The 13,337-nt window shown below is 52.8% G+C and carries 12 protein-coding genes and 1 riboswitch; of the genes, 6 read left to right on the forward strand and 6 right to left on the reverse strand.

The window, feature by feature from the left end; genetic code table 11:
- Positions 1 to 136 precede the first annotated feature (136 nt).
- Positions 137 to 329, reverse strand: a riboswitch (cobalamin riboswitch).
- A 174-nt stretch (positions 330 to 503) separates the two neighbouring features.
- A complete protein-coding gene (locus EDM54_RS03730) occupies positions 504 to 1,592 on the reverse strand; it encodes a quinone-dependent dihydroorotate dehydrogenase (RefSeq protein WP_024985365.1) in 1,089 nt (362 codons plus the stop codon).
- A gap of 180 nt (positions 1,593 to 1,772) precedes the next feature.
- On the opposite strand from EDM54_RS03730, the gene EDM54_RS03735 reads away from it, so the two are divergent.
- The 3 genes from EDM54_RS03735 to EDM54_RS03745 are packed head-to-tail and all read left to right on the forward strand — an operon-like array spanning position 1,773 to position 5,491.
- The gene (locus tag EDM54_RS03735) at positions 1,773 to 2,876 is read left to right on the forward strand and encodes a GerAB/ArcD/ProY family transporter (protein WP_003391249.1); all 1,104 of its coding nucleotides are present in this window, start codon (positions 1,773 to 1,775) and stop codon (positions 2,874 to 2,876) included.
- On the forward strand, positions 2,866 to 4,305 hold the full coding sequence (locus EDM54_RS03740; RefSeq protein ID WP_024985366.1) for a spore germination protein: 1,440 nt from the start codon (positions 2,866 to 2,868) through the stop codon (positions 4,303 to 4,305). Before EDM54_RS03735 ends, EDM54_RS03740 begins: the two co-directional genes overlap by 11 nt.
- Before the next feature lie 13 nt (positions 4,306 to 4,318).
- The gene (locus tag EDM54_RS03745; RefSeq protein ID WP_003391245.1) at positions 4,319 to 5,491 is read left to right on the forward strand and encodes a Ger(x)C family spore germination protein; all 1,173 of its coding nucleotides are present in this window, start codon (positions 4,319 to 4,321) and stop codon (positions 5,489 to 5,491) included.
- A gap of 63 nt (positions 5,492 to 5,554) precedes the next feature.
- Here EDM54_RS03745 and ald read toward each other — a convergent pair whose 3' ends face one another.
- The 4 genes from ald to EDM54_RS03765 form a co-directional block, all read right to left on the reverse strand.
- Positions 5,555 to 6,679 (reverse strand): alanine dehydrogenase, encoded by a 1,125-nt coding sequence (gene ald, locus EDM54_RS03750; protein WP_003391243.1) that lies wholly within the window; start codon positions 6,677 to 6,679, stop codon positions 5,555 to 5,557.
- A 129-nt stretch (positions 6,680 to 6,808) separates the two neighbouring features.
- Positions 6,809 to 8,044 (reverse strand): PucR family transcriptional regulator, encoded by a 1,236-nt coding sequence (locus EDM54_RS03755; RefSeq protein ID WP_003391242.1) that lies wholly within the window; start codon positions 8,042 to 8,044, stop codon positions 6,809 to 6,811.
- A 122-nt stretch (positions 8,045 to 8,166) separates the two neighbouring features.
- Complete coding sequence (locus EDM54_RS03760; RefSeq protein ID WP_003391241.1) at positions 8,167 to 8,520, reverse strand: response regulator; 354 nt, start codon at positions 8,518 to 8,520, stop codon at positions 8,167 to 8,169.
- Positions 8,521 to 8,697: 177 nt separating this feature from the next.
- Positions 8,698 to 8,898, reverse strand: a complete 201-nt coding sequence (locus tag EDM54_RS03765; protein WP_141334198.1) for a hypothetical protein — start codon at positions 8,896 to 8,898, stop codon at positions 8,698 to 8,700.
- A gap of 129 nt (positions 8,899 to 9,027) precedes the next feature.
- Here EDM54_RS03765 and EDM54_RS26195 point away from each other — a divergent pair, with 129 nt between their 5' ends.
- From EDM54_RS26195 to EDM54_RS03780, 3 genes are all read left to right on the forward strand, one after another.
- Entirely contained in the window at positions 9,028 to 9,420 is a 393-nt protein-coding gene (locus EDM54_RS26195; RefSeq protein ID WP_035980135.1) for a hypothetical protein, read from the forward strand.
- Positions 9,421 to 9,555: 135 nt separating this feature from the next.
- Complete coding sequence (locus tag EDM54_RS03775) at positions 9,556 to 10,548, forward strand: BMP family ABC transporter substrate-binding protein (protein ID WP_035980137.1); 993 nt, start codon at positions 9,556 to 9,558, stop codon at positions 10,546 to 10,548.
- A 20-nt stretch (positions 10,549 to 10,568) separates the two neighbouring features.
- The gene (locus EDM54_RS03780; protein WP_003391236.1) at positions 10,569 to 12,392 is read left to right on the forward strand and encodes a sensor histidine kinase; all 1,824 of its coding nucleotides are present in this window, start codon (positions 10,569 to 10,571) and stop codon (positions 12,390 to 12,392) included.
- On the opposite strand, the gene EDM54_RS03785 is transcribed toward EDM54_RS03780, so the two are convergent.
- On the reverse strand, positions 12,389 to 13,201 hold the full coding sequence (locus EDM54_RS03785; protein WP_003391235.1) for an alpha/beta hydrolase family protein: 813 nt from the start codon (positions 13,199 to 13,201) through the stop codon (positions 12,389 to 12,391). The two genes, EDM54_RS03780 and EDM54_RS03785, sit on opposite strands and share 4 nt — an antisense overlap.
- Between the last annotated feature and the right edge of the window lie 136 nt (positions 13,202 to 13,337).

The following is a 13,337-nucleotide window of genomic DNA, read 5'->3' on the forward strand; positions in this document are numbered from 1 at the left end:
CAACACTCCTTACTCTGATTCTCTAAAGAACACACGCAAAAAAGCTCACCCGATTTGGATGAGCTTGGCACACGGCAACTAACGATACTGCGAACAGTCGTTTCGTTTGGGCTCACCTCTCCTTTCCTCGAAGGCTCATGGGTGTGGCAGCAAGGTAGGTCTCCTGGCTTCCGGATCAATACGCTCTTTTGCCTTCCCCGTCAAATCGACAAGTGGCTTTCGAAAAAAGAGCATTCCCCTGGTTACAGTGGCGGGACCGCTCGGGAGTTTCACCCGATTCCCTGTTACCCCTTACTATTCATAAGGGCACCTTGCTGCATTTTATTCTTTTCCAAAAATTCGCAGATGATTGTCTATTATATACGATGGGTTGCAAAAGAAAAAGGAGAACGTGCCAGTTCTCCCTTTTCTCTTTGGCAGTTGAAAGCTGCAAACCGCCAGATGCCGAAGCTGCTACTCTGAAAGCTGCAGACTGGCTCGCCTCCCAAGCTTTTATCACAAAATTACCGTGCATCTACGCCGACTGCTTCGCTAATGTGCGAAAAGCCGTCGCGCTTCAGGAATTGGAGCAGCTGCTTGTTGATCATTTTGACAATCCCCGGCCCCTGATACGCCATGCCTGAATAGACCTGGACGAGGCTGGCGCCGGCGCGAATCTTGCGGTACGCATCCTCTCCGGTAAAGATGCCGCCCACTCCGATGACCGGCACCTTGTCCCCGACTTCCTGATAAATCTCCTTGACCCAGGCGGTCGCTCTCGCTTCGAGCGGTTTTCCGCTCAAGCCGCCTGCCTCATTCGCTCTCGGATGGTCTTGCACAGGCTCGCGGGACAATGTCGTATTCGTCGCAATGATACCGGAGATTCCTTCTGCCACGGCAGCCTGCACGACGTCGCGCATCTGCTCGTCTGCCATATCGGGAGCCACCTTCAACAGGATCGGCTTCGCCTTGGCTCCCCGCGATTCCAGCTCGGAAGCCTTGTCCTTGACTGCGCGAATCAAGCTGCGCAAGCTCTCGGTCTCCTGCAAATCGCGCAAATTCGGTGTGTTTGGCGAACTGACATTGATGACAAAGTAATGGCCGTAGCTGTACAGCATGTCCAAACACTTGCTGTAATCGCTGGCGGCGTGTTCATTTGGCGTAATCTTGTTCTTGCCGATGTTGATCCCGATCGGAATATCGGCATAAGCGTAATCGATCAGATTTTGGGATGCCAAATATGCCCCCAGATTATTAAAGCCCATTCGGTTGATGATGGCGCCATGTTCCACTAATCTGAACAGCCGCGGCTTCGGATTGCCCGGCTGGCCTTGCGGCGTGATCGTCCCGACCTCGACAAAGCCAAAGCCGAGCGCTGCCAGGGCGTGGTACACCTCCGCATTTTTGTCAAAGCCCGCGGCGAGCCCAACCGGATTGGGAAACGTAATCCCCCAAAGCTTCGTCTCAAGCCGCTCGTCGCGCACCTGATACATCATCTTTAGAAGACTTTTGCCTGCCGCTGATTTTTCTGCCACTTTGAGGAGATGGACGGTTTTTTCATGCACTTCTTCCGCATCCATCTGAAACAGGAATTTCCGCACTAGCTGATACATCGCTGCACTCCTCACTGCTTTTTTCTGCCTAGTAGCATACCATATTTTTTCGTATGAGGCGCACAAAATGAAAGATTCTTTTTTTTCCAGTGGAAATACGGGTGCCGGGTAGACATTACATAACGCCTTTCCTTTTTGTACATAGTATGGACATCCTTTGAAAAAGGAGTGCACCGGTCCGTGAGAAACCCAACAGGATCTATTGGATTTTTGCAAGCTGTGATGATGATCATGTTGTCTGTCGGGATCACCACTCACGTAACGATCATTCCCCTCTTGCTAAGCAAAGCAGGCCGGGACGCCTGGATCAGCGTTCTGTTGGTAGCCATTCCCTTCATCGGATGGCTTTGGCTTCTTTTTCTCATCTGTCGCCGGATGAACAGGCAGTCGCTCTCCGATTGGCTGGAAGCCACCGTCGGACACGTCGGGAGCCGCCTTTTGCTTTTCCCGTTCATGCTTCTTTTGTACTTGATGGCATTCGTCAATTTGACCGACACGCAGACCTGGACAACCGTCAACTATTTGCCGAACACTCCGGAAATCGTAACGGGATTGGTCCTCGTCTTGCTTAGTGTAGCTGCCGCGTATGCCGGAATCCATTCGATCGCTATCGCCTCCGGGCTGCTATTGCCGTTCGTCGTCTTGTTCGGCTTTTTAGTCGGCTTTGGCAATATGCCCAAGAAGGATTACCATTTGCTTTTGCCCTTGTTTCAAAACGGAATGACTCCGGTTATAAATGGCATGCTCTATGCGGCTGGAGGCTTCCTGGAAATTGTCCTGATTCTGTTTTTGCAGCATCATCTGAGAACGGAAACGAAGTTCATGTACCTCTTAGTGCTCGGAGGGATTATCATCATTCTCACACTTAGCCCGCTGACTGGGGCTATCGCGGAATTCGGACCGGTAGAAGCGACCAGGCAGCGCTATCCTTCCTATGAGCAGTGGCGGCTGCTGACCATGGGCAGATACATCGAAAATCTCGAATTTCTTTCCATTTACCAGTGGCTGTCCGGGGCGTTCGTCCGCCTCTCTCTTTGTCTCTTTCTTGTGACCGAGCTGTTGCAAATCAGCAAACCAAAACAGCGCTTGGGGGTTCTCTCGTTTCTTGGCGCATCGATGCTCGCCCTGATGAGCTTGCCCTTTTCGGACATGCAGTTTCTCACCTTTTTATCGAGATGGTATTTTCCCATGTCGGCGATCATCGTCCTGGTGCTTACCATGGTTCTTGCCATCGTCGCCTTGGTCGCGGGAAAACAGCAGAAGGGACGTCATCATGAATCGTGAGCAAAAGCCGTTGCCGAGCTACCAATTGAGAAGCGAGCCTGCTCTCGGAGTTCTGGAAAATCCGGGCGAAGACGAACTGCGGCGAGCTTTTGCCCACTGCGCGGATGTCATGATCCAGTCGGTTTCATTAAGAGATGGCTCCGGATTCATTCTCGTTTATTGCGAGGGTCTGATCGATATCAAGCAGATGCAAGATACCATCCTGCCTGAGCTAAAAGAAATGGACGAAGGATCTGGGCTCGACGCTTTTCTCGCAGAACCTTTGCCTGCTGACTTTACGGAGTGGACAAAGCGGCTATTTGCCGGAGAGCTGTTGCTTTTTTGGCGTGGAAAGGGTGCGTATTCCTGCGGTCTTTCCAACCGCCCGCAGCGCTCGACGGAAGAAGCCAATACGGAGGTTTCGATCAAAGGACCCCGCGACGGCTTCGTCGAGGATCTATCGGCCAATGTCGCCCTGGTCCGCAAAAGGTTGAGGACCACTTCTTTGGCCTATGAATCCTTTACCTTGGGCACCAAGTCAAAAACTCGGGTGGCACTGCTTTATATGACTGACAAGGCTCCCGTAGAGCTTATCGGGCTTTTGAGAGAGCGCCTTGTCAAAAACGAATCGCTTGAGGTCGTAACCAGCGCCAATCTGGAAAAAACGATTACCGACAATCCCTACTCTATTTTTCCTTTGACCGACTACACGGGACGGCCCGATTACGTCACCTATCTGCTTTTGCAGGGAAAAGCCGCCATCCTGGCAGACAACTCTCCCATCGCCCTGCTTGTGCCCAGCAGCCTGCCGGAGCTGGTCAAGGCCCCTGAAGACGACCAATACCCCGTGGCCTATATTTGGCTGGAGCGGGTTTTGCGCCTGTTTGGCATCTGGCTGGCGATCTTTCTTCCCGGCTTTTGGGTGGCGCTGTCGGCATACAATGTCGAGCAATTTCCTTTTCAGCTTCTGGCCACCGTGAGTCAAGGCAGAAAGGGACTGCCCTTTTCTTCGCCGATCGAGATGCTGGGCATTCTCTTTGTTTTTGAATTCTTGCGCGAAGCCGGGGCACGCCTGCCCAAAAACGTCGGGCAAACGCTGGCGTTGGTAGGCGGGTTGATTATTGGGGACGCATCCATTCGGGCAGGGCTCACCTCTCCCTCCCAGCTGTTCATCGGCTCGCTGACGATCGTCGCCTCTTTTACGCTGGTAAACCAATCCCTGAGTGGCGCTGTCACGATCACCCGTTTTGCCGTCTTCCTGCTCAGTTCGATTCTTGGCATGTACGGTTTTGTCATCAGTGTCATCGGTACCGTGCTCTACCTGTCCACGCTTTCCTCTTTTGGACAGCCGTATGTCCTTAGCCGCTCCCCCATGATCTTTTCCGATCTGGCGCAGGTGCTTGTCCGCCCCTTGCTTTCTTTGATCACCAACAAAAAAAGATCCGACTGAGGGAGGAGGTTTCATGAAAACCGGGAGGAAGCTTTTCCCGCTTTTGCTGTGTCTGTTCTTGACGACCGGCTGCTGGGACCAAAAGGTCATTCAGAATATGGTGTATTTGACTGCCATCGGCATCGATTATACGGACGGCCAATACGTTTTTTACACGCAAACGGTGGATTTGGCCAGGGTCGCAAAACAAGAGACCCAGGCAGACGAAAGGGAAGCCCCTGCCGTAATCGCCGTAGGCAGAGGAGATACGCCTCAATCGGCCATCGACAACCTGATCAAAAATGCCCAGATCCCGACATTCACCGGATTTGTTTCTTCGCTGATCTTTCACGAACGAATACTGGAAAAGGGGATTCTTCCGGTCTACGATATTTTGAACCGCTCTGGCCTTCTCCGATATACCAAGTGGGTTTTCGGAACACACGACAAGCTGGAGGAGGTACTGAGTGTACAGCCTGTTTTGGGCTTTTCTCCCGAATCCACCTTGCTTCATCAGCCCGTGGATGTTTACAAGCAGCGCTCTTTTATCCAGCCGATCCGCTTTCACGAATTCATCTCCGAATACTGGGAGCCTGCGAATACGATCTTGCTCCCCTCGATCACCGTCGTGAAGAACAAATGGAAAATGGACTCTCAATTTATTACACGCCTGTCGCTCAACGGCGTATTTGCCATCCATCACGGAAAGCTTAACGGCTTCTTTCCCGAAGACGAGTTGCTCGGCTTGCGCTGGCTTACTCCCAGAACCCAGAGTGCCGGAATCGTCATCCGAAAAAACGGCAAGTCGGTCGCGACAGTCCGCTTGCAGCGCCCGGATGTCGTCATTCGCCCGAAAAAGACCAAAGGTCCTGTTCGTTTTGATATATCCATCAGAGTAAAAGGGTACATCCGGGAGTTGATGGAAGACAATCCGTCTTCGTTTATCCGGAAGGAATCGGAGAAGGAAATAGAGCGGCAGATACGGGGAGCTTTTGAGAAAAGCCTGCGTTCGGGGGTTGATCTGCTGCGGCTGGAATACGTTTTGTTCCGTGAGGATTATCAAAGGTGGAAGCAAATGCCCAAATCCCAAGCGTTCCCCTTTCAAGCAAACGCCCTGGCAAAAGTCGAGGTCAACGTCGATCTCGCGGATTCGGGCAAGATGAAGCTGGATTGGTATGACTATCCCCGGTTGATCGAGCAGAACTAATAACTGCCCGCCCCGATCGGCAGGGCAGGCAGTTGATCTGCATGTGTATGAAAAGGGCAAGCCTTAGTTTTTCACCAAAAGCACTTCTTCAAGCGCTACATACGGCAGGTTGTGAGCTTCTGCAACTGCCTTGTAGGTTACTTTTCCGTCGATGACGTTTACGCCTTTCGACAGCGGACGATTGTCCAGGACCGCTTGACGGTAGCCTTTGTTCGCCAACTGCACCGCATACGGCACGGTCACGTTGGTCAGTGCCAGCGTGGATGTGCGGGCTACAGCACCCGGCATGTTTGCAACGGAGTAGTGAATGACGCCGTGTTTTTCGTAAGTCGGATTGTCATGTGTAGAGATGCGGTCACAGGTCTCGATGGAGCCGCCTTGGTCGATTGCTACGTCTACGATCACGGAACCAGGAGCCATGGTTTTTACCATTTCCTCCGTTACCAGACGAGGCGCACGCGCACCCGGGATCAGGACAGCGCCTACGAGGAGATCCGCTTTTTTCACGGCATTCGCAATGTTGAAGGAGTTCGACATCAGTGTTTGCACGCGACCTTGGAACAAGTCGTCCAACTGACGCAGACGGTCCGCGCTCACATCGAGGATCGTTACGTTCGCACCCAGACCGAGTGCCATCTTCGCAGCGTTGGTACCTACGATACCGCCGCCGATTACGACGACTTCACCTTTCGGCACGCCTGGTACGCCACCCAAAAGCACGCCTTTGCCGCCATATGGCTTTTCCAGGAATTGAGCGCCGATTTGCACGGACATGCGTCCAGCCACTTCAGACATTGGCATCAGGAGGGGCAGAGCGCCGTTGTCCAACTGAATGGTCTCATACGCGATGGCTACCACTTTTTTCTCTACCAGAGCACGCGTCAGTTCCGGTTCTGGAGCGAGGTGCAGGTAAGTAAACAGGATTTGGCCTTCACGGAAAAAGCCGTATTCGCTCGGAAGCGGTTCTTTTACTTTCATCACCATATCGGCTGCCCAAGCTTCTGCTGCCGTGGCTACGATTTCCGCGCCCACTGCGGTGTAATCTTCATTGGTAAAGCCGCTGCCGAGTCCAGCACTGTTTTCGATCCGGACCGAATGGCCGTTTTGCACGAGTGCTGCTACACCTGCTGGCGTAATGGCCACGCGGTTTTCATTGTTTTTAATCTCTTTGGGAATCCCTACAATCATCGTATAAGTCCTCCTTTTGCAAACGCCGAATGACGAGATTACCTACATTGTACAGCGTTTACAAACCGATTTTCCTTGGGGATTCCCTTAATCTTGCCTTCCTTTTATTTGTGAAAATCCACAAACGAACTACCGTTCGCTGTTTAATTTGTCCAGCTTCAACTCCAGGTAGAGCGCCACCCGCTGATTCATGTCTTCGAGATCGACCTGCATGATCTCTTCGATTCTCTTCAATCGATAGCTAAGCGTATTGATATGGATATGCAGCCGATTGGCGGTAATGTTCACCTTTCCGGCAGCATCCAGATACGTTTCCAGCGTTTCCGTCATCGCGGTCTGATTTTCCGCGTCATACTGCTTCAGCCTGGCGAGCCTTTCATTTTCGTACCCCTGTTCCTCGTCCCATTGCTTCAGCTTGAGCAGATACCGGTAGATCCCCAGCTCGCGATAGCCGTGGATGCCCGCGGTTTCTTGCGGAAACAGCCGCTTGATCTTGACCGCATGCAAGGCTTCCCGGTAGCTTTTCACGAGATCGGCGTAGGCTTTGTAGCTGCGGCCGTAGCCTGCCGTCACCTGCCCCTCGCTTACGTGCGATTCCAGTTTTCCCAAGGAATCGGCCAGGAATTGCTTCACCTTTCGAACCAGCGCCTCATCCTGCTGTTTTCCTGCCCCGGCCTGTCCGATCAACAGGACGATTTGGTTGCCATCCACGACCCAGAGCAGCTTGTCTCTCATCAAAAGCGGGTACAGATACTGCTCCAGGCGCGTCCCCGCCGCCTCAATGATACAGATCAGATACGGCGTGGACAGCTGCAATTGCAAACTTTCCGCCTTCTGGCGAATGAGCGTGTCGCTGCTGTGGTTTCCGAGCAGCAGCTCCCACAAAAATTCTTTGCGCCGTTGCTCCTCCGCCTTCCGCTTGCCCTGCCTTTGAACAAGCCGGGAGACGGCAGCCCGTGCCGCTTGGCGCAAGATGTCGTCGTCTTCCTCCGTGATCGGCCGATTGACCTCGATCGCCCATATATACCCCAGGACCTCGCTCCCTTTGCGAATGGCGATGGCTACCCGCTTGCCCAGCCCGACCTCGTCCTTTGCCGGGATGTGCACAGGCTCATCCTTGGTCAGCAGCTCCTGAAACACGCCGTCTTTCCACAGCCGGGTCAGCACCTTCTCAGGCACGCGCCGGCCCATGATCGTCGACCACCTGGCCTGATCGGTGCTCTCGCTGTGAGAGCTGTAGGCGATCAGCTTGTGGTCGGCATCCTCAATTGTGATCGGGTTCTGCAGCAGCTCGCCGATGACATCAGCCAGCTCGTCGATATCGGCATGCTGAAATTGTTGGAAAACATTCGGTTGGTTTGACACGGCTCCACCCTCTTAACGCTCGTGTATTGCTATTTGTTTATTATAACGAAAAGACGTCCCGGTTCGTATCAAAAGTGAACGAAAAAAGCCGCTCCCGCAAACGAGAGCAGCTTTTCATACATTTACACCAGACGGGAAATCGCGTCCAGAATCTGTTCCTTTTGAAAGGGTTTGACCAAAAAGTCGCGGGCACCATTTTTCATTGCTTCCAATACTTTTTGCCGATGGCCGATAGCAGAGCAGATGAGTACCTTTGCTTCCTGGTCGATGGCCAGAATCTCACGCATCGCTTCGATTCCCTGCATTTCCGGCATGGTAATGTCCATCGTGACGACGTCAGGCTTCAGTTCCTTGTACTTTTCAATGGCCTCCACACCGTTGGCCGCCTCTCCGCACACCTCGTGCTTCCCGGCTACCATGTCGGCCAGCATTTTCCTCATAAACGCCGCATCGTCTACAATCAACAAACGGGCCACGTAGTTTTCCCCCTTGAATTGTCTCGCACTTATCCTTTAACTTTTACAAAAAATCAGAGACTTGTCCACGAGAGAAAATGGCTATTTTTGTCGAACGTACAGTTTGCGATCCGGCTGGGTTCCCTCAGGGAAAATGCAGATGAAACACGAGGAGCAGCGGGCTTTTTGACTCTCCTTCTACTCCGCTAAAAAGCCGACGGACCGTTCGGTTTCTCCTGTCTGGACGGAAGGGCTGCTTGGTTTTGGATGTGGGGTCGTCTCGCCAATCTCGGGAAGATCTACCTGCCTGATTTCATCGGGAATGTCGATTTGGGGAATTTCAATCAGATCTTTTTCCACCTGCCGCACCTCTCTTTTTTGTCTTTCGTAATTGCTCACGGTTATCATTCCCTGCCGTCCACTCCCCCATTCCTCTTTCGCATGATCACGCGCCAGTTGGACATAATGTAAAAGGCGAACTGCCGAATTGTTTGCGCACGTCTATTCCATTTACTGGAGGGTATGCAGATGAACAATCGTCATCAATACGATCTGGGACAAGCTCACCAACAATATGCCCACCTGCACCGGAGCCACGCTCAGGCTCACCAGCAGCAAGCGATGTACCATCACCAGCAGGCCGAAATGCACCAGCGAAACGCCCACGCCTACTCGATGCAACAAGGTCAGGGCCATATGATGTATCCGAATCAGCCTGCCTACAACGAGAAAAACACCGCGTACAACGACCAGGTTTCCCCGGCCGCCCTGGTTTTCCGCGGTCACATTTCTCCTGAGGCGATTCAATCGCTCAGCCAGTACCAAAACCCGTATGCCACTCCAGCCAACCCTGCCCTGTCGCAGCATGCGGCTCACGCGGTTGAGAATCAACGCGCTCTGCAAAGCGGCTATCGTTTCTAAATCGGTTTTCTGTAATTCAAAAGGAGGTCTGTACTCTAGGAGTACAGGCCTCCTCTTTTTTCCTGCGGGAGGATTTTTGTCTCATTTTGTAGAAATGTGTCCAATTACGTTTTCATTTTTGTGGAGGAGACACTCATGCCCAAGCTTCAACCGTTTCCCGCTTTGTTTGCCTGCCTGGTGATCGGGTTGCTTTTGCTGAATACAAGTCAATTTTTGACCAGTATGAAGCATATACGGCAAATGGAGGAAAAAGGAGTGCCTGGCCATCGGCTGCACGTCGCCCTGATGCTGGAAGGTCCCACCTACGACCAGGGGTGGAACAGCAGCGCCCTTGAAAGCTTGACAGAGCTGCAGAAGCAATATGGGTTCTCACTGGAAGTAGCAAGCAATCTGGACCCTGAAAAGATTACAGCGGCCGCCGAGCAGTACGCCTCCAATGGCTATGATCTCATATTCGGACATGGTGTCATTTTTTCCGAACCTTTTACAAAAGTGGCTCCGTTTTATCCGGAGACCCGTTTTGTTTCCTTTAACGGAGAAGCTCCACACTCCAACCAGACCACCATCCGCTACGATATGTGGCCCGCAGGATACCTGGTAGGAAAGCTCGCCGCGCAGATGACCCGTACGCGAAAGGTCGGCTATATCATCGCGGACAAGCCCACCGAATACGATCAATTGAATGGCTTCACACAAGCAGTCAAAGACACGAGCGGAAAAACAAAAGTGATCGTCGGCAAGGTTAGCGATTTCAATGACATCGCAGGAGCCACCAAGGCGGCAAAAGAGATGATCTCCAAAGGGGTCGACGTGGTCTACACCACGGGGGACAGCTTGAATCTGGCCGTCATTACCGAAGCGCAGCGTGCCAATATCTACGCGATCGGCTACATCGCTGATCAACGCTACATCGCACCCAATCACGTAATCGCGTCGATGATTCAGGACGTTCGACAATGCTATCGGACGGTCATGTCTCAATTTACTGCCGGAAAATTGCCTTCGGGCAGCGTTACCTACGGGCTGAAAGAAGGAGTAAACCGTCTGAGCTCGTTTGGACCCATGGTTCCCAAAGAAATACGCGAAGAAATCAAGCGGGAGCTGGACAAGTTGATTCAGCGCCGCTAGATGTTTGGAGGATAGACATGATGTCTCCGTTTCGCAGCTTAGGTTTTCAGAAGAAAATCATGCTCAGCTACTTGGTCATGATGCTGCTGATCGGGTGTGTAACGACCTTGTTCAGCTACCAGATGACCAAGGTGACATCCGATGAGATGCATCTGACCCAAAATGTTCTTCCTCAGGCCAGTGCTCTTTTGGATGTGAAAAACCAGCTCTACCTGAAGACATATGCCTTGAAAATGTACACCTTGACGCGACAGCCATCTTTCCTTGATCAATACTACACAAATCTTGTCAACAGTGCCCGGTTCTCCTCTGTTCCCAAAACGGAAGAAAACGGTGAGCTGCTCACGGTCATCGATTTGATCTCGCAGCTCGATTTCATCTTCTTGAACAAAATCAATCCCCTGCTGCAAGCAGGCAACGTAACGGCTGTCAGCTATGTACTTGAGACAGACGTGCAGCCAAAAATCAACGAATTGGAACGGCATCTGACCTATTCCCTCAACCGCCTGGAGTACCAGACGAACAAGGAATTTCAGAAAACGAATGAGACCTTGAAGGTTTCCCTGATCCTGACGTACAGCGTATCTGTCGCTTCTATTTTATTCGGACTGTTTTGCACGTTTTACTTCCGAAGAGAGCTGCTGCGTCCAATCCGGTCTTTGATCGAACAAGTCCGGGAAGTGTCCAAAGGAACATTCGGCCAGCAGATTGTCTACGACACCAAAGATGAATTTCATGAACTGGCGCAGGAGTTTAACAAAATGTCGACCAGCATTGCCCGACTGTTCCAGCAGGACGAAGCCCGCAGACAGGTGCTGGAGGAAGAAAAGAATGTCAGAGAGCAGATTCTCAACTCCCTCCCGGTCGGCGTCATTACCCGCCATTTTCATTCGGAATGGGTACACATCAACCAAAAAGCAAAAGAACTCGTCCGCCTGGATTCCAGTCATTTCCCCATGACCAAAGACCCCGACCTCTGGAGTGGCGGACCGGGGGAGCAGACACCCTGGTTTGAAAATCGGAAAATCTCGCTCTATCGCGAGAATGAAACGCCATTTACTGCGCTTGTCTCCTACGTGCCGCTGCGGAATCAGCACGACCAGGAAGCTGGATGGATGGTCGCTTTTTCTGACATCACCGAACAAGAGCAAGTCCAGGATTACCTTCACCAGTCGGAAAAACTGGCGATGGTCGGCCAGCTGGCCGCAGGCGCTGCCCACGAAATTCGCAACCCGCTGACTGTGATCTACGGGTTTATTCAATTGCTCCAGCAAAGGCTGCCTGAGGAAGAAAGAGACCGCCACTACCTCCCTTTGATCTTGCAGGAAATCGAACGGGTCAATCATATCGTGACAGAGCTTTTGATGCTCTCCAAGCCGTCGGAGCCCAACTATCGCGAGGTGTCGCTGACAGAGGTGCTGCACTCCATCCTGCCGTTGATGAAGGGCGAAGCTGCCCTGCACGGAATTGAAATCGTCGACCTGCTGGAAAAAGATACGCGGCTGGAGGTTGACGTCGAGCAGCTCAAGCAGATTTTGCTCAACCTGATGAAGAACAGCATCGAGGCGATGAAGCACGGGGGATCGCTCTGCATCGGAAGCAAGGTGATTGATTCGACTGTCCAAATCCGCGTGGCCGACACCGGTTCGGGCATTCCTCCCGAGCATCTGGTACGCATCTTTGATCCTTTCTTCTCCCTCAAGGAAGAGGGAACGGGACTTGGCTTGCCCATCTCCCGCCGCATGGTTGAAAACCACGGCGGGAGCATGCAGATCTTCAGCGAGCCGGGCAAGGGAACAGAAATTGTCATTTCCCTGCCGCTCTGCCGCCATGGACGCGCTTAGGCCCGAGGAGCTGCCAGCCAGTCAAACATCCGCCTCGTGTACGCCTCCAGTACTTCTCCTTTGAACAAGTGGCTGGCACCCTCCGCCAGCCACAGCTCATGGGGCTTTCCGTTTGCTTTCAGCGCATCGGCCAGGCGCCGGGCGTGCTCAACTCCGACATTCCCATCTTCTGTACCGTGGATGATCAATACCGGACAGCTAATTTCCGCTGCGCGAAAAATCGGCGAGCGCCATCTGTAGGCCTCTTCCTGCTTGCGTGGGTGGCCGACCACACGGCGAAGCATTCTCCTTAAATCAATGCGCTCCTCGTACGTCAAAAACAGATCGGATACACCTCCCCACACAACCGCAGAGCGCAGACCTGGGCACTCGATCGCCGCCAGAAGCGCCATAATTCCGCCTCGTGAAAAGCCATAGACGCTGATCCTCCCGCTGTCTACACCGGGCATCCGGCAGAGCAGCTCATAAGCGGAAAAGACATCGTGCCGATCCTCACCGCCAAACTCGTCTCGCCCCTCTCCTCCTTCATTGCCCCGATAGTGAGGGGCAAGCACGACATAGCCAAACGAGGCCATCTGGCTAATCCGCTCCGGCCGGACCTTGCCCACCCCCTTGATGCCCCCGCGGCAATAAAGCAGCGCGGGCAGGCATTCCCCCAACTGGGCATCGGGCACAGCGAGCGCCGCTTTGACCAGAAGTCCCTGACTGTAATAGCTGACTGTGTAGAGACGGACACCGGGCTCAACAGAAAGCTCCGGGACAGCTTCTACAAACGGCTCCAAATAGTTGCAGGCGGTTTCTGCTTCCACTTTACTCTCCCTCTCCTTTCTGATCCTCGAAGCTGGCGTCAGCCCCGATCAAATCAGCCAAAGACTGCGACAACCATTTCTTATATACTGTCTGCTGGGGACCTCTTTAGATTCCCCAATCGAGTAGGAGGGGGCG

The organism is Brevibacillus borstelensis (assembly GCF_003710865.1).
GTDB lineage: Bacteria > Bacillota > Bacilli > Brevibacillales > Brevibacillaceae > Brevibacillus > Brevibacillus borstelensis.

Excerpts from the sequence above, each read along its gene's own strand:
- ald (WP_003391243.1), bottom strand. The coding sequence starts at position 6,679 with ATGATTGTAGGGATTCCCAAAGAGATTAAAAACAATGAAAACCGCGTG.
- EDM54_RS03740 (WP_024985366.1), top strand. The coding sequence starts at position 2,866 with ATGAATCGTGAGCAAAAGCCGTTGCCGAGCTACCAATTGAGAAGCGAG.
- EDM54_RS26195 (WP_035980135.1), top strand. The coding sequence starts at position 9,028 with ATGAACAATCGTCATCAATACGATCTGGGACAAGCTCACCAACAATAT.
- EDM54_RS03745 (WP_003391245.1), top strand. The coding sequence starts at position 4,319 with ATGAAAACCGGGAGGAAGCTTTTCCCGCTTTTGCTGTGTCTGTTCTTG.
- EDM54_RS03730 (WP_024985365.1), bottom strand. The coding sequence starts at position 1,592 with ATGTATCAGCTAGTGCGGAAATTCCTGTTTCAGATGGATGCGGAAGAA.
- EDM54_RS03775 (WP_035980137.1), top strand. The coding sequence starts at position 9,556 with ATGCCCAAGCTTCAACCGTTTCCCGCTTTGTTTGCCTGCCTGGTGATC.
- EDM54_RS03780 (WP_003391236.1), top strand. The coding sequence starts at position 10,569 with ATGTCTCCGTTTCGCAGCTTAGGTTTTCAGAAGAAAATCATGCTCAGC.